Genomic DNA, 19,727 nt, shown 5'->3' on the forward strand with positions numbered 1-19,727 from the left:
GCAATTACGCGGGCTCCAGGGCATTTTTTGCTAGTGGGTGCCGGACAATGCCGGACGTCCAATCATTCCCACTCAATGGTCGCCGGCGGCTTGCTCGACACGTCATACGTCACGCGCGAGATGCCTTCGATCTCATTGATGATACGGCCGCTGACGGTTTCCAGCAGTTCGTACGGCAGGTGTGCCCAGCGGGCGGTCATGAAGTCGATGGTTTCCACTGCACGCAGGGCCACGACCCAGGCGTAACGACGGCCATCGCCGACAACGCCAACCGACTTGACCGGCTGGAACACCACGAACGCCTGGCTGACTTTGTGGTACCAGTCGGCCTTGCGCAGTTCTTCGATGAAGATATGGTCGGCGCGACGCAGCAGGTCGGCGTATTCCTTCTTCACTTCACCAAGGATGCGCACACCCAGGCCAGGGCCTGGGAAGGGGTGACGGTAGACCATGTCGTACGGCAGGCCCAGTTCCAGGCCCAGGCGACGGACTTCGTCCTTGAACAGTTCGCGCAGCGGTTCGACCAGCTTGAGGTTCATTTCCTCAGGCAGGCCACCCACGTTGTGGTGGGACTTGATCACGTGGGCCTTGCCGCTCTTGGCGCCGGCCGACTCGATCACGTCGGGGTAAATGGTGCCCTGGGCGAGGTACTTGATGTTGTCCAGTTTGCTGGACTGGGCATCGAACACGTCGATGAAGGTGCGACCGATGATCTTGCGCTTCTTCTCCGGGTCGGACTCGCCGGCCAGGTTATTCAGGAACTGCTCTTCGGCGTTGGCGCGGATCACTTTGACGCCCATGTTCTCGGCGAACATGGCCATGACTTGCTCGCCTTCGTGCAGGCGCAGCAGGCCGTTGTCGACGAACACGCAAGTCAGTTGGTCGCCGATGGCCTTGTGCAGCAGCGCAGCAACCACGGAGGAGTCAACGCCGCCCGACAGACCAAGCAGCACGTTGTCGGTACCGACCTGGGCGCGTACTTGGGCGATGGCGTCTTCAGCGATTTTCGACGGGGTCCACAGGGCTTCACACTCGCAGATATCGAGGATGAAGCGCGACAGAATGCGCCCGCCTTGCTTGGTGTGGGTCACTTCCGGGTGGAACTGCACGCCGTAGTAGCGACGCTCGTCGCTGAACATGCCGGCGATCGGGCAGCTCGGGGTGCTGGCCAGGATGTGGAAGTCTTCCGGCATCTTGGTGACCTTGTCACCATGGCTCATCCATACGTCGAGGCCGAACAGGCCGTCGGCGTCGACGTGATCTTCGATGCCGTCCAGCAGGCGGCTCTTGCCGACCACGTCCACACGGGCATAACCGAACTCACGCAACTCGGAACCTTCGACCTTGCCGCCCAGTTGCTCAGCCATGGTCTGCATGCCGTAGCAAATACCGAAGACCGGCACGCCCAGGTCGAACACGGCTTGTGGGCAGCGCGGGCTGTTGGCTTCGTGCACGGACTCGGGGCCGCCGGCGAGGATGACGCCTTTAGGGGCGAATTCGCGGATCGCTTCGTCGTCCATGTCGAACGGATGCAGTTCGCAATACACGCCGATTTCACGCACGCGGCGGGCGATCAGTTGGGTGTACTGGGAACCGAAGTCGAGGATCAGGATGCGGTGGGCGTGAATGTCGAGGGCCATGAAGTCAGTCTCGTCTAATGAATCAGAAACAACTCGGGGCTGAAGAACAGCCCCGGTTACTTAACATTTTGCTGGAAGCTTCAACCTACGCGGTAGTTTGGCGCTTCCTTGGTGATCTGCACGTCGTGGACATGGGATTCAGCCATGCCGGCGCCGGTGATCCGTACGAACTCTGGCTTGGTGCGCATTTCGTCGATGTTGGCGCTGCCGGTGTAGCCCATGGAGGAACGCAGGCCACCCATCAGTTGATGGATGATGGCGCTCAGGGTGCCCTTGTACGGCACACGGCCTTCGATACCTTCCGGAACGAGCTTCTCAGCGCCAGCCGAGGAGTCCTGGAAGTAACGGTCGGAAGAACCTTGCGCCTGGGACATGGCGCCCAACGAACCCATGCCGCGGTAAGCCTTGTACGAACGGCCCTGGAACAGTTCGATTTCGCCCGGCGCCTCTTCGGTACCGGCGAACATCGAGCCCATCATCACGCAGGAGGCACCGGCGACGATGGCCTTGGACAGGTCACCGGAGAAACGGATGCCGCCGTCGGCGATCAACGGTACGCCAGTGCCTTCAAGGGCAGCGGCGACGTTGGCGATGGCGCTGATTTGCGGCACGCCCACACCAGCGACGATCCGGGTGGTGCAGATCGAGCCAGGGCCGATACCGACCTTGACCGCATCCGCGCCCGCTTCGGCCAGAGCCTTGGCGGCAGCGCCGGTGGCGATGTTGCCGCCGATCACTTGCACTTCAGGGAAATTCTGTTTGACCCAACGTACGCGGTCGATCACGCCTTTGGAGTGACCGTGGGCGGTGTCGACCACCACCACGTCCACACCGGCAGCGACCAGAGCCGCAACGCGGTCACCCGTGTCTTTACCGGTACCGACGGCGGCGCCGACGCGCAGACGACCTTGGTCATCCTTGCTGGCCAGCGGGTAAGCCTTGGCTTTTTCGATGTCGTTGACGGTCATCATGCCCTTGAGGGCGAATTTGTCGTCGACGATCAGCACGCGCTCGATGCGGTGCTTGTGCAGCAATTCGCGCACGTCGTTCTTGTCGGCGCCTTCCTTGACCGTGACCAGACGCTCTTTAGGCGTCATCACTTCGCGGACGGTGACTTCAAGACGGTTCTCGAAACGCACGTCACGGGAGGTAACGATGCCGACCAGGTCGCCATCGTGCAGTACCGGAACGCCGGAGATGTTGTGCAGGCGGGTCAGGTCGAACAGGTCACGCACGGTAGCGTCGGCTTCGATGGTGATCGGATCCTTCACCACACCGGCTTCGTAACGCTTGACCTTGCGCACTTCGGCAGCTTGCTGCTCGATGGTCATGTTCTTGTGAATAATGCCGATGCCGCCTTCCTGAGCCATGGCAATGGCCAGACGGGCTTCGGTGACGGTGTCCATGGCAGCGGAAACCAGGGGAATATTCAGCTCGATGCCACGGGTTAGGCGGGTCTTGAGACTGACTTCGTTAGGAAGCACCTCGGAATAACCAGGCACTAGGAGAATGTCGTCGAATGTCAGAGCTTCTTGGCTGATACGCAGCATCGCGGGGGCTCCCGAGCGGGAAAATGGAAGCGCGCCATTATATACATGCACCCTGCCTGGCTCAATGTAAAACTCTGACAAACTTGGTAATACTGATAGATGGATTAAAGTTCGACCTTGACCCAACTGATCTTCTGGTCCAGCCAATCGGCAAATTCGTCGATAAAGCTCTGCTTGAAGCCCGCTTCGGCCCAGTTGTTGAAGATAAATCCCAGGTTGGAAAACCCGCACTCCTGCAAGAACAGAAAGCCGTTGATGTCATCTTCATGCCCGCACAGTGGGCAGGTGAAGTTGTCGGTGTGGCCGGGCATCCAGTCTTCCAGGCTTTCGAACAACGCCTCCCCCACTTCCCGCCGACACTCCGGGCAGCCGGCCTCGCCAAGAAAGCCTTTGGCGGGCGTGTAGATACAGCGTTTATAGATAATTTCCAGCCCATTGACCGGCTCGTTGAACGGTAGCGCTTCGGGATACAACACCACGGCGCGGGCGCCGTCGGCCAGGGCATAGCCCATGCGGTTGCCGGTGCGGCCGCAGGTGGTCAGTTCTTCCTTGACGATATTCTTGCGCACCAGCCAGCGCACGATTGCCCGAGCGCGGGGTTCGTGCACGGGCAAAGTGGAGATTTTCGGAACAAGGATGCTTTGGGAATTCATGGGAGCCCTGCGGTGTGGCTTCTGAAGCCTGGGAGGACGGCAGCTTAATCCCTGAAGAAATCAGGTCAAGTATTCAAATACCGTCCAATCAACGCAATGCCGCTGGCCAGCACCAGCCAAGTCACCAAGCGCACGAATGCCTCCCGCGACAGGCGCATCGTCAACCTGCGCCCTGCCCACAACCCCACAGCCATCGCCGGCAACAAGCACACAGCGAGCAGCAACAGCGGTAAGTCCGCATACACACCGGCGACCAGGAACAGACTCAAGCGCACTACAGTGCTGCAACTGATCAACGCACTTTGGGTGGCGCGCGCCGCGTCCTTGGGCAGACGACTGTTCAGATAGATCGCATACAAAAAACCGCCGCTGCCGAACAGCGCACCAAACAGCCCGCCGATCGTTCCCATCGGGATCGACCAACCCGCCGCCAACTGCGTCGGGCGGGCCTTTATCGCCAGGCTATAAAGGGCGTAGGCACTGATAAACAACCCCATCAACAGCAGCAATAGGTCGGAATGCAGATTGAGCAAAAACACCACGCCCAAGGTACAACCGACGGCCATGCACGGCAGCAGGCGCAATAACTCGGGCTTGCTCACGTCTCGTCGGGTTTGCAGCAAACCGCCAAATGCCGCGACAAAATCCAACAGCACCAGCAGCGGGATGATCTTCGACAGCGGCATAAACAAAATCAACACCGGCCCGGCCACCAGCGCCGTGCCAAAGCCGGCGATGCCGAACACGATATAGGCAACGGCCACGCCCACGCCGATCACGAGCCATTCCAAACCGCTAAACGACCACTGACTCATCAGCTCAACCGGGCCCATGGGTGATTCCTTGCAAGAGATGGCGTTCACTTTAGCCATCGACGAGCGTTGCGACTAATATCTTCCAACCCTCCGAGCCATCTTAAAAAGGCATAACGCGTGATCTCCACCCGTCAATTGCGCTACTTCGTTGAAATCGCCGACAGCGGCAGTTTCGGTGCCGCGGCCGAGCGCCTGTTCGTCGCGCAATCGGCCTTGAGCCGGCAAATCAAGGCGCTTGAGCACCAACTGCAAACGCCGCTGTTCGAACGCACGGCGCGTCAACCGAAGCTGACCGCGGCGGGCGAAGCCTTTTACCCTCGGGCGCGCAACCTGCTGAGCGAACTGCAAAAGGCCAGTGAAGTGGCGACCCAGATCGGCAGCGGCCAGGTCGGCACCCTGCGTCTGAGCCATTCGAGCACCGTGCCGATGAGCGGCGTGCTGCTGCGCGGCATCAGTGCCTGGCTGGAGCGCTGCCCTGGGGTGTCGGTGGATATCGCCAAGATGTCCTCCGAAGCGCAGCTGGAAGAGATCGCCGACGGCCGCCTGGACATCGGCCTGCTGCGCTTGCCGGTGTTGCGCCAGCGCGAAGGCGTGCGCGTACAGCCTTTATACAGCGAACCCTTGATGCTGGCGGTGCCGCCGAACCATGCGCTGGCTGGCCGTGATGCGCCCATAGAGCTGGCGCAGTTGCGGGATGAGGCGTTTATTTCGATCCCCCATCCTCAGCGCGGCGGTTTGAGTTATCTGTCCGCCGAGCTGTGCATGCGCGCCGGTTTTTTCCCCAAGGCAGCCCGGGTGATGTCGCGCAAGACCACACAGTTGCAGTTGATCCAGGCCGGTTTCGGTATTGCCTTGTTACCAAAATCCATGCAGGACATTGCACCTGCCAACCTGCGTTTTTTACCTCTGGCCGAGCCGGACAGCCTCAGCACCGTGGCCCTGGCCTGCGCGCAAGGGCCGAGCGCGCTGGTCGAGCAATTCTGCCAAACCCTAAGCGAATGCCTATAAACTGCCGCCCATGATTAAAGACCTGTTGCCATGATTAAAGACCCGTTTGCCCGTCTGGGCCTGGACCGGGAAGTTCTGACTGTCAGCCAGCTCAACGGCCGTGCGCGGGTGTTGCTGGAAGACGTGTTCGCCAATATCTGGGTCGAAGGCGAAATCTCCAACCTCGCCCGCCCGGCGTCCGGCCACGTGTATTTCACCCTCAAGGACAGTGGCGCCCAGGTGCGTTGCGCATTGTTTCGCAGTAACGCCGCACGCGTTCGGCAGGCCTTGAAGGATGGCCTGGCGGTGAAGGTGCGCGGCAAGGTCTCGTTGTTTGAGGGCCGTGGTGATTACCAGTTGATTCTCGACACCGTGGAGCCCGCCGGCGACGGTGCGCTGCGCTTGGCCTTCGATGCGCTGAAAGAAAAACTCAGCGCCGAAGGTCTGTTCAGCGCCGAGCGCAAAGTGCCGCTGCCGGCCCACCCGCAGCGCATCGGCATCATCAGCTCACCCACCGGCGCGGTGATCCGCGACATCATCAGCGTATTCCGTCGCCGTGCGCCGCAGGTGCAACTGACGTTGATCCCCACCGCCGTGCAAGGCCGCGAAGCCATCCCGCAAATTGTACGGGCGCTGAAACTGGCGGATGCGCGCGGCTTCGACGCACTGATCCTGGCCCGTGGCGGCGGTTCGCTGGAGGACCTCTGGTGCTTCAACGAAGAAGCCGTGGCCCGTGCGGTGGATGCCTGCGTAACCCCTATTGTCAGCGCCGTCGGCCATGAAACCGATGTATCGATCAGCGACTTCGTGGCTGACGTGCGCGCACCCACTCCGTCCGCTGCCGCCGAGCTGCTGGCGCCGGATTCAAGCCATCTGGTGCGCCAGGTGGAGAACCTGCATCGGCGCCTGGTGATGCTGATGCGCAACCGCCTACGGCACGACCGCTTGCGACTTGAGGGCATGGCCCGCCGCCTGCGTCATCCGGGCGAACGTCTGCGCCAACAGGCCCAACGCCTCGACGACTTGGACATGCGCCTACGCCGTGCCTTCGAGCGTAGCCTCAACACCCGGCGCGAGCGCTTGATCCGCCTGGAAACCCGCCTCGCCGGCCAGCATCCGGGACGCCAACTGGCCCTATTGCGCCAGCGCTTGGACAGCCTCGCCGAACGCCTGCCGCGCGCCATGCGCGAAGGCCTCAAGGCGCGTCGTCTGCAATTGCAAAGCCAGGTGCAGACGCTGCAGGTGGTCAGCCCGCTGGCCACCCTGGGCCGCGGCTACAGCATCCTGCTGGACGAGCGTGGCCAAGCCATTCGCAATGCCGCGCAGACCCACACCGGCCAGCGTCTGACCGCGCGACTCGGTGAAGGCCAATTGCAAGTGCGGGTGGAAGACAACCACCTGACACCCGTTACCCTTTCGTTACTGGATTAATCGATGCCACGTCTTTTTAGCCTGTTGATGCTGCTATGCCTGACCTTTAACGCCCACGCCGACAGTTACATCAGCCGCACCCTGAACAAACCGGTGCCGGGCGGCGTGGCAGTGGTCGAGCTGGGCCCTTCGGCAGCGGCGCCCAAGGCCACGTATCAAGGCAAGCCGGTGCTGGTGGTCAAGGAACAGGACAATTGGCTGGCGATCGTCGGCATTCCGCTGACGGTCAAACCCGGCAACGAGCGCATCAGCAGCGGCGGCCGCAGCCTGCCCTTTATCGTCGGCTATAAAAAGTACCCGGAACAGCGCATCACCTTGAAGAATAAAAGCCAGGTCAACCCTGCCCCGGCGCAGCTCAAGCGCATCGAGGCCGAGCTGGCGGTACAGATCAAGGCTTACCGCAGTTTCAGCCCGAACCTGCCGAGCAATCTGGTGCTGGACAAACCGGTCAACGGTCCGCTGTCGAGCAAGTTCGGCGTGCGCCGCTTTTTCAACGGCGAAGAGCGCAACCCGCATTCGGGCCTGGACTTCGCGGTGCCCGCCGGCACGCCGATCAAAACGCCCGCAAACGGCAAAGTGATTCTGGTGGGCAATTACTTTTTCAACGGCAATACCGTGTTCATCGATCACGGCCAAGGCTTTATCAGCATGTTCTGCCACATGTCCACGATCGACGTGAAGGTCGGCCAGCAACTGGTGCGAGGTGCGGTGGTGGGCAAGGTCGGCTCGACCGGCCGAGCGACGGGGCCGCACATGCACTGGAACGTCAGCCTTAACGATGCGCGGGTGGACCCGGCGATCTTTATTGGCGCATTCCAACCTTGATATCCGCGATTGCGCGCCTAAGAATTGGCGCGCAACAAAACCCACATCACACCCGAATAATTGGCAGAAAATCTCGATCAGACTGCACAATAAAGAACTTCTATCAATTTTTTTCGACTGCTTGCCATCATTCACCTCGGCGGTTAGGGTTGGACCTATGAAAACCTCTCACACCCTCATTCAGCTCCGCCAGCACCGCAGCCTGTGCCTTGTCAGCGCACGACTGCCAGGCTGAATCGATCTGCCTCGTCTTGTGCTTTATCCCCAATAACAGTTCCACGGCAGGCCGCCTCTTCTCGGCCCCTACACAAAGGATTTCCCGATGAGCATGCTCAAAGACCCGTCTTCGAAGTACCGCGCGTTCCCGACCATCGATATTCCGGACCGCACCTGGCCATCGAAAACCATCACCGCCGCGCCAATCTGGTGCAGTTCCGACTTGCGTGATGGCAACCAATCGCTGATCGAACCGATGGATGCGGTAAAAAAATTGCGCTTCTGGAAAACCCTGGTCGCAGTGGGCGTGAAGGAAATCGAGGCCTCCTTCCCGGCGGCCTCGCAGACCGACTTCGACTTTGTGCGCACCCTGATCGAAGACAACCACATCCCCGAGGACACCACCATCCAGGTGCTGACCCAGGGCCGTGAAGACTTGATCGCACGTACCTTCGAATCTCTGCGCGGAGCCAAGAAGGCCATCGTGCACTTGTACAACGCCACCTCGCCGTCGTTCCGCCGCATCGTGTTCAACCAGGACAAGGACGGTATCAAGGCGATTGCAGTCAACGCCGCCAAGCTGTTCGTCAAATACGCCGCCCAGCAACCGGAAACCCAGTGGACTTTCGAGTACTCGCCTGAGACCTTCAGCGCCACCGAACTGGAGTTCGCCAAGGAAGTCTGCGACGCCGTGATCGAGGTGTGGAACCCGACACCGGAGCACAAGGTCATCCTCAACCTGCCGGCAACCGTGGAGTGCGCCACGCCGAATATCTATGCCGACCAGATCGAGTGGTTCGGTCGTCATATCAACCGCCGTGACAGCGTGATCATCAGCCTGCACACCCACAACGACCGTGGTACCGGCGTGGCTGCCACCGAATTGGGCCTGATGGCCGGTGCCGACCGTGTCGAAGGCTGCCTGTTCGGCAACGGCGAGCGCACCGGTAACGTCGATCTGGTCACCGTGGCCCTGAACCTCTATACCCAGGGCGTGGACCCTGAGCTGGATTTCTCCGATATCGACGGCGTGCGTAAAGTCGTTGAAGAGTGCAACCAGATCCAGGTCCACCCACGTCACCCGTACGTCGGCGACCTGGTTCACACCGCGTTCTCCGGCTCCCACCAGGATGCGATCCGCAAGGGCTTTGCCCAGCAGAAATCCGACGCGCTGTGGGAAGTCCCGTACTTGCCGATCGACCCTGCAGACATCGGCCGCAGCTACGAGGCCGTGATCCGCGTCAACAGCCAGTCAGGCAAGGGTGGCATCGCCTACCTGCTGGAACAGGAATACGACATCAGCTTGCCGCGTCGCATGCAGATCGAGTTCAGCCAAGTCGTGCAGGCCGAAACCGACCGCGTGGGCCTGGAGATGACCGCACCGCAAATCTATGCGTTGCTGCAGCGTGAATACCTGCAAGCCAACACACCGTATGCGTTGGTCAGCCATCGTTTGCAGGAAGAGAACGGCAACAGCTTCGTCGAGGTGGAAGTCTCCGGCAAAGGCCAGGGCGAAACCAACCTGCACTGGAAAGGCAAAGGCAACGGCGCGCTGGAAGCCTTGGTGGCCGGCCTGCCGGTGGCGGTCGAGATCATGGACTACAACGAACACGCGATCGGCGCGGGCACCAACGCCAAGGCTGCGGCCTATATCGAACTGCGCGTGAACGGCGAACGCCCGGTGCATGGCGTGGGCATCGATGAAAACATCACCACGGCCAGCTTCAAGGCATTGTTCAGTGCACTGAACCGCTCGTTGAGCCAGTTGGAAGCTAAGGCGGCGTAAACGCCGGCCGCTGAGTGCCAAAGGCCCCTAGGTGTGAATCCAGGGGCCTTTTTATTGAGCGTCAGATTTGGGTTGACTGTCAGGGACTCATCGGGGGCAAGCCCCCTCCCACAGGTTGATTTGTGAATACACACAAAATGTGGGAGGGGGCTTGCCCCCGATAACTGTCAGTCAGACGAACTGAAAACTATCGGCATCCAGATGCGCTGGAAACCGGGCGCGATACGCCGCCAACTCAGCCGCCTCCAGCTTCACCTGAAACACCCCGTCAGCCTCCCCCGCACTGAGCAGCGTCTCTCCCTGGAAGTCCAGCACCTGACTGTCGCCGGTATAGGCAAAGCCTTTGCCATCGGTGCCGACCCGATTCACTGCCGCTACATAACACAGGTTTTCGATGGCCCGCGCCGGTAGCAAGCGGTTCCAGTGCTGGCGCCGGGCGCCGGGCCAGTTGGCCGTGTACAACAACAGGTCAGTATCTTGAGCGTCGCGGCTCCATACCGGGAAGCGCAGGTCGTAGCAAATCAACGGGCGTATACGCCAGCCCTTCAATTCGAACTGCACTTGGCGCTCGCCGGGGGTGTAGTGATTGTGCTCACCGGCCATGCGGAATAGATGGCGCTTGTCGTAGTGCAACACCTCGCCATCCGGCCGTGCCCATAGCAGGCGATTGCGATGGCTGCCGTCGGCGGCCTGGATGATCACGCTGCCGGTGATCACTGCGTCGTATTTGACCGCTTGGGATTGCAACCACTGCTGGGTGGGACCGTGTTCCGGTTCGGCGAGGGCCTGGGACTCCATAGAGAAACCCGTGGTAAACATCTCGGGCAGTACGATCAGATCGGCTCCCCTGGCCTGCTCCAGCAGCAGTTCAAAATGCTCAAGGTTGGCCTGGCGGTCGTGCCAGGCCAGGGTGGTCTGGATCAGGGCAATCGTCAGATCGGGCAGTGCAGTCAGATCACGCATAGTTTTTCGGCTGCCTGGCGCAGCGTGTCCTCACGTTTGGCAAAGCACAAGCGCACCAGGCGCTGGCCTTGGGGTGGGTGCTGGTAGAACACCGAGATCGGAATGCTCGCCACGCCATGTTCACGGGTCATCCACAGCGACATGGCGACGTCATCCAGATCCGGGCGTATCTGTGAGTAGTCCACCAATTGGAAGTAAGTACCGGCGACCCGGGTAAAGCTCAAGCGCGACGGCGCCAGCAAGTCGCAGAACAGGTCGCGCTTGGCCTGATAGAACGCCGGCAGTTCTTCGACATGCTCCGGGTGTTCGGCCATAAAGTCAGCCAATGCGCACTGCAACGGTGTCACACCACAGAAATTGACGTATTGGTGCACCTTGCGCAGTTCGGCCGTCAGCGCTGGTGGGGCGACGACATAGCCGGTTTTCCAGCCGGTGACGTGATAGGTCTTGCCAAAGGAGCTGACCACGAACGCACGTTGGTACAGCTCCTCATGGGCCAACACGCTGACGTGAGAGACCCCGTCGAATACCAAGTGCTCGTAAACCTCATCGCTGACCAGGTAAATATCGCGATCGCGGATCAGTTCAGCCAATTGGTCCAGCTCAGCACGGCTGATCAGCGCGCCGGTCGGGTTGTGGGGGGTGTTGAGGATGATCATGCGCGTGCGCGGCGACAGCGCGGCCTTGATCCGTTCAAAGTCCAGCGCGAAGCCTTGCAGGCTCAGTTGCACATGCACGCAACGGCCGCCAGCCAGCTCCACCGAGGGCTCATAGCTGTCGTAGCACGGGTCGAACACGATGACTTCGTCGCCGCTGCGAATCACTGCCTGGATGGCGCAAAAGATCGCGGCAGTCGCGCCAGGCGTGATGGTCACTTCGGTGTCGGGATTGACCGTAACCCCATAACTGCGGGCGATCTTGGCCGCCACTTGCTGACGCAGAGCCGGCAAACCCGTCATAGGCGAATATTGGTTATGGCCGGCGGCAACATGCTTGCCCACCGCGTCGAGCAAACCTTGAGGCCCGTTGAAATCGGGGAAACCCTGGGACAGGTTGAGGGCGCCGGTTTCAGCGGCGAGTTGCGACATGGTGGTAAAAATGGTCGTGCCGACCGTTGGCAGCTTGCTGGTGATCATCGAAGGCCCCTGCGGATGAGCCCCAAGTTTTAAGCTGCCAACCCGGTTGGGTCAAGGCACAAACCGGCGCGCACAAAAAAGGGCTCATCAAGAGCCCTTTCTGCGAAGTCGATATCAGCGCTTGTCGCGGCGCTTTTTGTCGGCTTTTTTGTGGTGAGTCATCAAACGACGCTTCTTGTTCACCTGACGGTCAGTCAGTGTGTTCTTGTTGCCTTCGTATGGGTTCTCGCCACCTTTGAACTCGATACGAATCGGCGTACCGACCAGTTTCAAGACGCGGCGGTAGGTGTTTTCCAGATAACGCACGTAGGACTTGGGCACCTTCTCGATCTGGTTACCGTGGATCACGATAATCGGCGGGTTGGCACCACCCAAGTGGGCGTAACGCAGCTTGATCCGACGGTTGTTGACCATCGGCGGCGCGTGCTCGCCCACTGCGTCTTCCAGGATCTGGGTCAGACGGTTGGTCGGCCAACGGGTGACCGCGGACTTGAACGAGTTCTGTACGGAGGCATACAGGTTACCCACGCCAGTGCCGTGCAACGCCGAGATGAAGTGGATATCCGCAAACTCGACGAAGAACAGCCGACGCTGCAGCTCGACCTTGACGAAGTCGCGCTCGCTCGGCGTCATGCCGTCCCACTTGTTGATCGCGATCACCAGTGCCCGACCGGCCTCCAGGGCGAAGCCCAGCAGGTTGAGGTCGTGGTCCACCACGCCTTCACGGGCGTCCATCACAAAGATCACCACGTTGGCGTCCTTGATGGCTTGCAGGGTCTTCACCACGGAGAATTTTTCAACTTCCTCATGGATCTTGCCGCGCTTGCGCACACCGGCGGTGTCGATCAGCGTGTACTTCTCGTCGTTGCGTTCGAACGGGATGTAGATGCTGTCGCGGGTGGTGCCTGGCTGGTCATAGACGATAACGCGGTCTTCACCGAGCATGCGGTTGACCAGGGTCGACTTGCCCACATTGGGGCGGCCGATAATGGCGATCTTGATACCGTCTTTTTCGCTCGGGCCAGGAATGCGCTTGGCTTCCTCGCCTTCGGCGACGATCTCTTCTTCGCCCTCTTCTTCCTCGACATCATCTTTCGGGAAGTCGCGCAGAGCGATTTCCAACATCTGAGTGATGCCGCGACCGTGGGCACCGGCAATCGGGATCGCGTCACCCAGGCCCATCGGGCTGAATTCGGCACGGGCCTGCTCAGGATCGATGTTGTCGATCTTGTTGGCGACCAGGTAGGAGCGTTTGTTGCGCTTGCGCAGGTGCTCGCCGATCATTTGGTCGGCAGCGGTGTAGCCCGCGCGGGCGTCCACCAGGAACAACACGACATCGGCTTCTTCAATGGCTAGCAGCGACTGCTCGGCCATTTTTTCGTCCATGCCATGCTCGTCACCGGAGATACCACCGGTGTCGACGATAATGTAGGAGCGCCCTTGCCACTTTGCCTCACCGTATTGGCGATCACGGGTCAGACCGGACAAGTCGCCGACAATGGCGTCGCGAGTCCTGGTCAGGCGGTTGAACAAGGTGGACTTGCCGACGTTAGGTCGGCCCACCAGGGCGATTACGGGAACCATGCGGCTCTCCACTTCGTTATTTCAGAAAATACAAAAGCCGCTGCAGGGCAGCGGCTGGTGCTCGGGGCAGCATATTCATGCCGCATGCCCTGCCGAAGCAGGGCCGCCTGGGGGTGACCCCAAGCATAGTCAAACCTTTACTTGATGGTCAGGGCTTCCAGCTTGCCGCTGTTGCCATACACATAAAGCATGTTACCCACCACCAGCGGACGCGCACGCAGGCCGTCGCTGTCGATACGCTCGCGACCGACAAAACGACCGTCCACCTGGCTCAGCAGGTGCAGGTAGCCTTCGAAGTCGCCGACCGCCACATAGCTGGAGAATACTTCCGGCGCCGACAACTGACGGCGAGCCAGCGAGTCGTTGCTCCACAACGCAGTGGTAGTACGCTCGTCGACGCTTTCCACGGTTCCCGACGCCAGGCTGACATAGACGCTGCCAAGCCCCTGCGCGACACCGGCGTAGCTGGAAGCATCACGCTGCCAGTTCACACGACCGGTCTGCAGGTCCAGTGCCGCGACACGGCCTTGGTAAGTGGCGACGTAGAGGGTTTCGCCCGACAGCAGCAAGCCGCCATCGATATCCACAACGCGGTCCAGCTCGGAACGACCTTGTGGGATGGCCACGCGGGTTTCCCAGGCCGGTACGCCGTTAAGCGTATCAAGGGCGACCACTTTACCGGTCGACAGACCTACCACGGCAAGATTATTGGTCACTACCGGACCGCTGGTACCGCGCAAGGTCAACACTGCCGGGGTACTGTCGTACAACCAGCGCTGTTCACCGGTGCTGGCGTCCAGGCCAATCACACGGTCGTCCTGGGTCTGCACCACGACCACATTGCCATTGGTGGCAGGGGGTGCGAGTACTTCACTGGTCACGCGAGCGCGCCATTTCTCTTCACCGGTGCTGGAATCCAGCGCCACGACTTCGCCCTTAAGCGTGCCCAGCATTACCAGGCCATAACCCACGCCAACGGCGCCGGACACTGGCAGTTCCAGGTCTTTCTTCCACTTGACGTCGCCGTTCATGCGATCCATGGAGATCACAACGCCGGTCACGTCAGCGGCAACGATGTTTTCACCGTCGATAGCCGGCACCAACATATTGTAGGTTTCGCCCTGACCGTCACCGATGGAGCGGCTCCACTGCTTTTGCAGGACCACTTCTTCCTTGAAGCTGGTCAGCTCGGCCGGAGGCAGTTCTTTTTTACTGTTGCTGCTGCAACCCGCGGCCAGAACGGCCAGAGCCAGCAATGCTGCATGTTTCCAACGGATCACGTCACGCATCCCCTTTGGCCAAGTCGTCCAGCTTGATTTGTAAGCCACCGACCGCCGCTTCATCAGACAGCGCCGCCTTGGCTTTTTGGTACGCAGCATTCGCTTCGTCGGTACGACCCAATTGGACCAGCAGGTCGCCCTTGAGCTCTTCGCGAGTGGCTACAAATGCTTTGTCAGCATCGCCGTCGAGCAGTTTGAGTGCTTCGTCAGCTTTGTTCTGTGCCGCCATCACCTGAGCCAGGCGCTGACGCGCGATTTCACCCAGGGTCGGGTTGGTCGGCTTGTCGACGATGGCTTTCAGCTCGGTGGCTGCATCATCCAGCTTGCCGGTATCGACCGCGACTTTCGCGACGAACAGGCTGCCGTACTGGGCGTAGGTGCTGCCGCCGAATTCGTTCTTCAGCTTGCCGGCCAGGTCGGCCACGCGCGCCGGATCGGGCTTACCGTCCGGTGTCAGGGTGGTTTCCAGCAATTGCTGATAAACGATCGAGGCGCCTTGGGATTGGTTGGCCTGATACTTGGTCCAGGCTTGCCAGCCGAACACCACCACTAAAGCCAGCAGACCGCCGGTAACCAGGGGCTTGCCGTTACGCTGCCACCAGTCCTTGAACTCGGCCAACTGCTCATCATCAGTACTCGACACCCCAATACTCCTTAATCGCTAAATTCGGCTGTTCGACAGCTTCAACCCTGCACGACGCAGGTGGCCAAGTGCGCTGCGAGCGCATCAAAGGCAATATTCTGTTGCTCGCCCTGGCCACGCAGGGGTTTGAAACCTATCACTTGCTGGGCCAACTCGTCATCGCCCAGGATCAATGCGTACAACGCACCGCTCTTGTCGGCTTTCTTGAACTGACTCTTGAAGCTGCCCGCGCCGGCGTTGATCTGCAGGCGCAGGTTCGGCAGTTGGTCGCGCACCTTTTCGCTCAAGGCCAGTGCAGCCAACTCGGCGGCCTCGCCAAAGGCGCACAAATACACATCCACCTGACGGGAAATTTCTTCCGGCACCTGCTCCAGGGTTTCCAGCAGCAGGATCAAGCGCTCGATGCCCATGGCAAAACCTACGCCGGTGGTCGGCTTGCCGCCCATCTGCTCGACCAGGCCATCATAACGGCCACCGGCACACACGGTGCCCTGGGCGCCGAGCTTGTCGGTAACCCATTCGAATACGGTTTTGCTGTAGTAATCCAGGCCACGTACCAATTTCGGATTGATCACGTAGGGAATACCGGCCGCATCCAGGCGAGCCTTGAGGCCCTCGAAGTGCGTGCGGGATTCGTCGTCCAGGTAATCGGCCATTTTCGGCGCGTCAACCAGGACCGCCTGGGTATCGGCGTTCTTGGTGTCCAGCACGCGCAGCGGGTTGGTCTTCAGACGGCGCTGGCTGTCTTCATCCAACTGATCCAGGCGCGCGGACAGGAATTCAACCAGGGCTTCGCGATAGCGCCCACGGGACTCGCTGGTGCCCAGGCTGTTGAGTTCAAGCTTGACCGCATCGCGGATGCCCAGCATGCCCCACAGGCGCCAGGTCAGCACGATCAATTCGGCGTCAATGTCCGGGCCATCGAGGTTGAACACTTCCAGGCCGATCTGGTGAAACTGGCGATAACGGCCCTTCTGCGGACGCTCGTGACGAAACATGGGGCCGATGTACCACAGTTTCTGCGGCTGGCCGCCACCGGTCAGGCCGTGTTCGAGTACTGCGCGCACGCAGGCGGCAGTACCTTCCGGACGCAGGGTCAGGGAGTCGCCGTTGCGGTCTTCGAAGGTGTACATCTCTTTTTCGACGATGTCGGTCACTTCACCGATGGAGCGCTTGAACAACTCGGTGAACTCGACGATTGGCATGCGGATCTGCTTGTAACCGTAGTTATCCAGCAGGCGCGCGACAGTTCCCTCAAAATAGCGCCACAGTGGCGTCTGGTCGGGCAGGATGTCGTTCATGCCACGAATGGCTTGCAGAGACTTGCTCACATCAAATCCTTAAATTCGTTCTTAGCCGCGTGCGATCAGCGCTGCGTCAGCCGCGACCTTCTCGGCCGCTTTCTCGCGGATCAGCCGTTCAAGCTCATCCACCAGATTGTCATTCGTCAACTTCTGCGACGGTTTGCCGTCGATGTAAATCAGGTTAGGTGTACCGCCGGTCAAGCCAATATGGGCTTCCTTGGCTTCACCCGGCCCGTTGACCACACAACCGATCACCGCGACATCCAGCGGTACCAGCAGATCTTCGAGGCGTCCTTCCAGATCGTTCATGGTTTTCACCACGTCGAAATTCTGCCGCGAGCAGCTCGGGCAGGCGATGAAGTTGATGCCTCGGGAACGCAAATGCAGGGATTTGAGAATGTCGTAGCCGACTTTCACTTCCTCTACCGGGTCTGCCGCCAGGGAGATGCGGATGGTATCGCCAATCCCTTCGGCGAGCAGCATACCGAGACCCACCGCAGATTTCACTGTGCCTGAGCGCAAACCGCCCGCTTCGGTGATACCCAGGTGCAGCGGCTGCACGATTTCCTTGGCCAATAAACGGTAGGCTTCTACCGCCATGAACACATCGGAGGCCTTTACGCTGACCTTGAAGTCCTGGAAATTCAGGCGCTCCAGATGTTCAACGTGGCGCAACGCCGACTCAACCAGCGCCGCCGGGGTTGGCTCGCCGTATTTTTTTTGCAGGTCTTTTTCCAGGGAACCGGCGTTGACGCCGATACGGATAGGGATCCCACGATCACGCGCGGCATCCACCACCGCACGCACGCGGTCTTCGCGACCGATGTTGCCCGGGTTGATGCGCAGGCAGTCCACACCCAGCTCGGCAACGCGCAACGCAATGCGGTAGTCGAAGTGAATGTCGGCCACCAACGGCACTTTGACCAATTGCTTGATACGACCGAATGCCTCAGCGGCATCCATGTCCGGCACGGACACCCGCACGATGTCCACGCCGGCAGCTTCCAGGCGATTGATCTGGGCAACGGTTGCGGCCACATCATTGGTGTCGCTGTTGGTCATGCTCTGCACCGCGATGGGAGCATCGCCGCCCACCGGCACCGAGCCGACCCAGATCTTGCGCGATACGCGACGTTTGATTGGAGATTCGCCGTGCATGACTATTGTCCCAACTTGAGGCGAGCGGTCTCGCCACTGGTGAACGGCGCCACGTCCACAGGCTGGCCGTTATAGGCCACTTGTGCGCCTCGGGCGTAGCCCAGACGCAGCGTCAAAGGAGGCTTGCCGCCCTGGTCCAGCGTATCGCCCTTGCGCTTGAGACCGCTAAACAGCACTTTGCCATTGCCATCGGTGAGCTGCGTCCAGCAATCAGCGATGAAAGTGATCTGTACGCGCCCGTCACCGGCAATCAACGCAGGCGTGGTGGGCGGCGAAATCGCCGGGGTGGCCGGAGCAGCCGGGGCGGCGGTTGCTGGAGCCTGTGCGGGCACGGCAGGCACATGGGCTTGAGCGGCAGGCGCAGCCGGTGTTGCGGGGGCCGCAGGCGCGGTCGCAGCCGGAGCGGTTTCCGATGCGAGCGGTTGCTCAGTGGCCAACGGCGCCTCAGGCGTGGTCTGCCCCTCGACAACGGCCTGGTCTTCCGGCTCATCCAACGGATGAATCTGGGTGGTGCCATCGGCGCTTTCGACTTCGACATGCTCCATGGCGTTACTGGTCATGTCCTTGGTGCGCTGGGAGGTCTGGTCTTGCCACCAGACAAAACCGCCGCCAATTACGGCGATCAGCAGCAAAAGGCTAACAATTCGCAAAATAGTGTGAGAAACGCGTACCGGCTCTTCGATACGTCCCAGGCCATGCACGCTGCTGCCTTGGGAGTCGGTGCCGGTGTACTGGTCGAACTCCTGAACCAATACGGTCTGGTCGATACCGAGCAATTTGGCATAAGCGCGGATATAGCCACGGGCGAAGGTATGCCCAGGCAACTTGTCGAACGCGCCTGCTTCAAGGTTAGACAGGGACGTAGTGGTCAAATTGAGCTTGAGGGCCACTTCCGCCAGCGACCAACCATTGCTTTCGCGGGCCTGACGCAAGGTCTCGCCTGGGTTTACGCGATTAGCTGCTACAACTTCCGGGTGCGCCGCTTTCATCATTGCTCCGACAGGTATTGCTGATATTCCGGGGTACCGGGATAGAGTCGTTCGAGTTGCTGGCCAAACCGTGCGGCCGTGTCGCGTTCTTCATGAACCGTCGCCAGGCGCACGCCGAGCAATAGACTACGTGCATTTTGCCCGCTGAGCAGGCTAAAACGTTCGTAATAGTCGCGGGCCGGCACATAATGCCTGTCTTCATAAGACAACTCAGCCATTTCGAGCAAGGCACGCGGCTGGCGAGCGTTCAAATGCAGAGCCTTTTCCAGATGCCGGCGGGCGTCTTCACGCTGGCCGAGGCGCACCGCAGTAACCCCGAGATTTTCGAATACCCGCGAGCGCTCAGGATAGAGGGTATCAACGCTTGCTCGTTGGAAATAATCGGCGGCCTGGTCATATCGTTTCTGCGCGAACAGGAAGCTACCGTAGTTGTTCAGCAACCGTGGGTCGTCAGGACGGGCAGCCAGGGCCTTCTTGAAATAACCGTCAGCCAGCTCCGGCTCGGCCTGGGCTTGAAAGACCAGCGCCAACGCTGCATTAGCGTCGGCATCATCGCCGTCCAGCTCAAGGGCCTTTTTCAACGGCACCTTGGCCTGTTCGCTCATGCCCTGCTGCAAATAGCCCAACCCCAACTGCACATAAGCGACTCGCGCTTCGTCACGGCCCTTGCCGGTTTGCAAAGGGTGGTCATGGCCCGATGAAACACACCCGGCGATACCGGTAATCAGCAGAAGCAGCGCAAGGCGCAAGGGCATAGAGATCCTCTC

General features: G+C 60.3%; 17 protein-coding genes. 4 read left to right on the forward strand and 13 right to left on the reverse strand.

Translation table 11 applies throughout. The features are described from left to right. Nucleotides 1-62: 62 nt before the first annotated feature. From guaA to ACFZPT_RS12805, 4 genes are all read right to left on the reverse strand, one after another. Nucleotides 63-1,640 carry a glutamine-hydrolyzing GMP synthase gene (gene guaA / locus ACFZPT_RS12790; protein ID WP_034100389.1) on the reverse strand — a complete coding sequence of 526 codons (1,578 nt, stop codon included), beginning with the start codon at nt 1,638-1,640 and terminating at the stop codon, nt 63-65. Nucleotides 1,641-1,720: 80 nt separating this feature from the next. Next, nucleotides 1,721-3,190 (reverse strand): IMP dehydrogenase, encoded by a 1,470-nt coding sequence (gene guaB, locus ACFZPT_RS12795; RefSeq protein ID WP_034115028.1) that lies wholly within the window; start codon nt 3,188-3,190, stop codon nt 1,721-1,723. Nucleotides 3,191-3,294: 104 nt separating this feature from the next. After that, the gene (locus ACFZPT_RS12800) at nt 3,295-3,843 is read right to left on the reverse strand and encodes a hypothetical protein (protein ID WP_034100393.1); all 549 of its coding nucleotides are present in this window, start codon (nt 3,841-3,843) and stop codon (nt 3,295-3,297) included. A 65-nt stretch (nt 3,844-3,908) separates the two neighbouring features. Further along, nucleotides 3,909-4,676, reverse strand: a complete 768-nt coding sequence (locus tag ACFZPT_RS12805) for a sulfite exporter TauE/SafE family protein (protein WP_034100395.1) — start codon at nt 4,674-4,676, stop codon at nt 3,909-3,911. Nucleotides 4,677-4,775: 99 nt separating this feature from the next. Here ACFZPT_RS12805 and ACFZPT_RS12810 point away from each other — a divergent pair, with 99 nt between their 5' ends. The 4 genes from ACFZPT_RS12810 (at nt 4,776) to leuA (ending at nt 9,903) form a co-directional block, all read left to right on the forward strand. Further along, the gene (locus ACFZPT_RS12810) at nt 4,776-5,666 is read left to right on the forward strand and encodes a LysR family transcriptional regulator (RefSeq protein WP_034100397.1); all 891 of its coding nucleotides are present in this window, start codon (nt 4,776-4,778) and stop codon (nt 5,664-5,666) included. Between the two features lie 30 nt (nt 5,667-5,696). Further along, a complete protein-coding gene (gene xseA / locus ACFZPT_RS12815; protein WP_034115029.1) occupies nt 5,697-7,076 on the forward strand; it encodes an exodeoxyribonuclease VII large subunit in 1,380 nt (459 codons plus the stop codon). A gap of 3 nt (nt 7,077-7,079) precedes the next feature. Continuing rightward, nucleotides 7,080-7,901, forward strand: coding sequence for a M23 family metallopeptidase (locus ACFZPT_RS12820; RefSeq protein WP_034115030.1), 822 nt, complete (start codon nt 7,080-7,082; stop codon nt 7,899-7,901). Between the two features lie 322 nt (nt 7,902-8,223). Next, a complete protein-coding gene (gene leuA / locus ACFZPT_RS12825; protein WP_034100403.1) occupies nt 8,224-9,903 on the forward strand; it encodes a 2-isopropylmalate synthase in 1,680 nt (559 codons plus the stop codon). A 171-nt stretch (nt 9,904-10,074) separates the two neighbouring features. Here leuA and ACFZPT_RS12830 read toward each other — a convergent pair whose 3' ends face one another. The 9 genes from ACFZPT_RS12830 to pilW form a co-directional block, all read right to left on the reverse strand. After that, complete coding sequence (locus tag ACFZPT_RS12830) at nt 10,075-10,866, reverse strand: amidohydrolase (RefSeq protein WP_034115031.1); 792 nt, start codon at nt 10,864-10,866, stop codon at nt 10,075-10,077. After that, nucleotides 10,854-12,002, reverse strand: coding sequence for a pyridoxal phosphate-dependent aminotransferase (locus tag ACFZPT_RS12835; protein ID WP_034100408.1), 1,149 nt, complete (start codon nt 12,000-12,002; stop codon nt 10,854-10,856). Before ACFZPT_RS12835 ends, ACFZPT_RS12830 begins: the two co-directional genes overlap by 13 nt. A 114-nt stretch (nt 12,003-12,116) precedes the next feature. Further along, nucleotides 12,117-13,586, reverse strand: coding sequence for a ribosome biogenesis GTPase Der (der, locus tag ACFZPT_RS12840; protein ID WP_034100410.1), 1,470 nt, complete (start codon nt 13,584-13,586; stop codon nt 12,117-12,119). Between the two features lie 137 nt (nt 13,587-13,723). Continuing rightward, on the reverse strand, nt 13,724-14,875 hold the full coding sequence (gene bamB, locus ACFZPT_RS12845) for an outer membrane protein assembly factor BamB (RefSeq protein ID WP_034100413.1): 1,152 nt from the start codon (nt 14,873-14,875) through the stop codon (nt 13,724-13,726). Further along, nucleotides 14,868-15,509 (reverse strand): YfgM family protein, encoded by a 642-nt coding sequence (locus ACFZPT_RS12850; RefSeq protein ID WP_034100415.1) that lies wholly within the window; start codon nt 15,507-15,509, stop codon nt 14,868-14,870. The genes bamB and ACFZPT_RS12850 overlap by 8 nt, the downstream gene beginning before the upstream one ends. A 41-nt stretch (nt 15,510-15,550) precedes the next feature. After that, on the reverse strand, nt 15,551-16,840 hold the full coding sequence (gene hisS / locus ACFZPT_RS12855) for a histidine--tRNA ligase (protein ID WP_034115032.1): 1,290 nt from the start codon (nt 16,838-16,840) through the stop codon (nt 15,551-15,553). Between the two features lie 21 nt (nt 16,841-16,861). Continuing rightward, the gene (gene ispG / locus ACFZPT_RS12860) at nt 16,862-17,971 is read right to left on the reverse strand and encodes a flavodoxin-dependent (E)-4-hydroxy-3-methylbut-2-enyl-diphosphate synthase (protein WP_034100419.1); all 1,110 of its coding nucleotides are present in this window, start codon (nt 17,969-17,971) and stop codon (nt 16,862-16,864) included. Between the two features lie 2 nt (nt 17,972-17,973). After that, complete coding sequence (locus ACFZPT_RS12865; protein ID WP_034100421.1) at nt 17,974-18,960, reverse strand: RodZ family helix-turn-helix domain-containing protein; 987 nt, start codon at nt 18,958-18,960, stop codon at nt 17,974-17,976. Continuing rightward, nucleotides 18,960-19,715: a type IV pilus biogenesis/stability protein PilW gene (gene pilW / locus ACFZPT_RS12870; RefSeq protein WP_034115033.1), complete on the reverse strand. Its 756-nt coding sequence runs from the start codon at nt 19,713-19,715 to the stop codon at nt 18,960-18,962. Before pilW ends, ACFZPT_RS12865 begins: the two co-directional genes overlap by 1 nt. Between the last annotated feature and the right edge of the window lie 12 nt (nt 19,716-19,727).

The sequence above is a fragment of the Pseudomonas sp. MD330_10 genome (assembly GCF_042610415.1).
In the GTDB taxonomy this organism is placed as follows: domain Bacteria; phylum Pseudomonadota; class Gammaproteobacteria; order Pseudomonadales; family Pseudomonadaceae; genus Aquipseudomonas; species Aquipseudomonas rhodesiae.

Coding starts and splice junctions, on each gene's coding strand:
- bamB (WP_034100413.1), bottom strand. CDS start 14,875: ATGCGTGACGTGATCCGTTGGAAACATGCAGCATTGCTGGCTCTGGCC.
- pilW (WP_034115033.1), bottom strand. CDS start 19,715: ATGCCCTTGCGCCTTGCGCTGCTTCTGCTGATTACCGGTATCGCCGGG.
- der (WP_034100410.1), bottom strand. CDS start 13,586: ATGGTTCCCGTAATCGCCCTGGTGGGCCGACCTAACGTCGGCAAGTCC.
- xseA (WP_034115029.1), top strand. CDS start 5,697: ATGATTAAAGACCCGTTTGCCCGTCTGGGCCTGGACCGGGAAGTTCTG.
- ACFZPT_RS12865 (WP_034100421.1), bottom strand. CDS start 18,960: ATGAAAGCGGCGCACCCGGAAGTTGTAGCAGCTAATCGCGTAAACCCA.
- leuA (WP_034100403.1), top strand. CDS start 8,224: ATGAGCATGCTCAAAGACCCGTCTTCGAAGTACCGCGCGTTCCCGACC.
- ACFZPT_RS12805 (WP_034100395.1), bottom strand. CDS start 4,676: ATGGGCCCGGTTGAGCTGATGAGTCAGTGGTCGTTTAGCGGTTTGGAA.
- guaA (WP_034100389.1), bottom strand. CDS start 1,640: ATGGCCCTCGACATTCACGCCCACCGCATCCTGATCCTCGACTTCGGT.
- ACFZPT_RS12835 (WP_034100408.1), bottom strand. CDS start 12,002: ATGATCACCAGCAAGCTGCCAACGGTCGGCACGACCATTTTTACCACC.
- ACFZPT_RS12830 (WP_034115031.1), bottom strand. CDS start 10,866: ATGCGTGATCTGACTGCACTGCCCGATCTGACGATTGCCCTGATCCAG.
- guaB (WP_034115028.1), bottom strand. CDS start 3,190: ATGCTGCGTATCAGCCAAGAAGCTCTGACATTCGACGACATTCTCCTA.
- ACFZPT_RS12800 (WP_034100393.1), bottom strand. CDS start 3,843: ATGAATTCCCAAAGCATCCTTGTTCCGAAAATCTCCACTTTGCCCGTG.
- ACFZPT_RS12820 (WP_034115030.1), top strand. CDS start 7,080: ATGCCACGTCTTTTTAGCCTGTTGATGCTGCTATGCCTGACCTTTAAC.
- ispG (WP_034100419.1), bottom strand. CDS start 17,971: ATGCACGGCGAATCTCCAATCAAACGTCGCGTATCGCGCAAGATCTGG.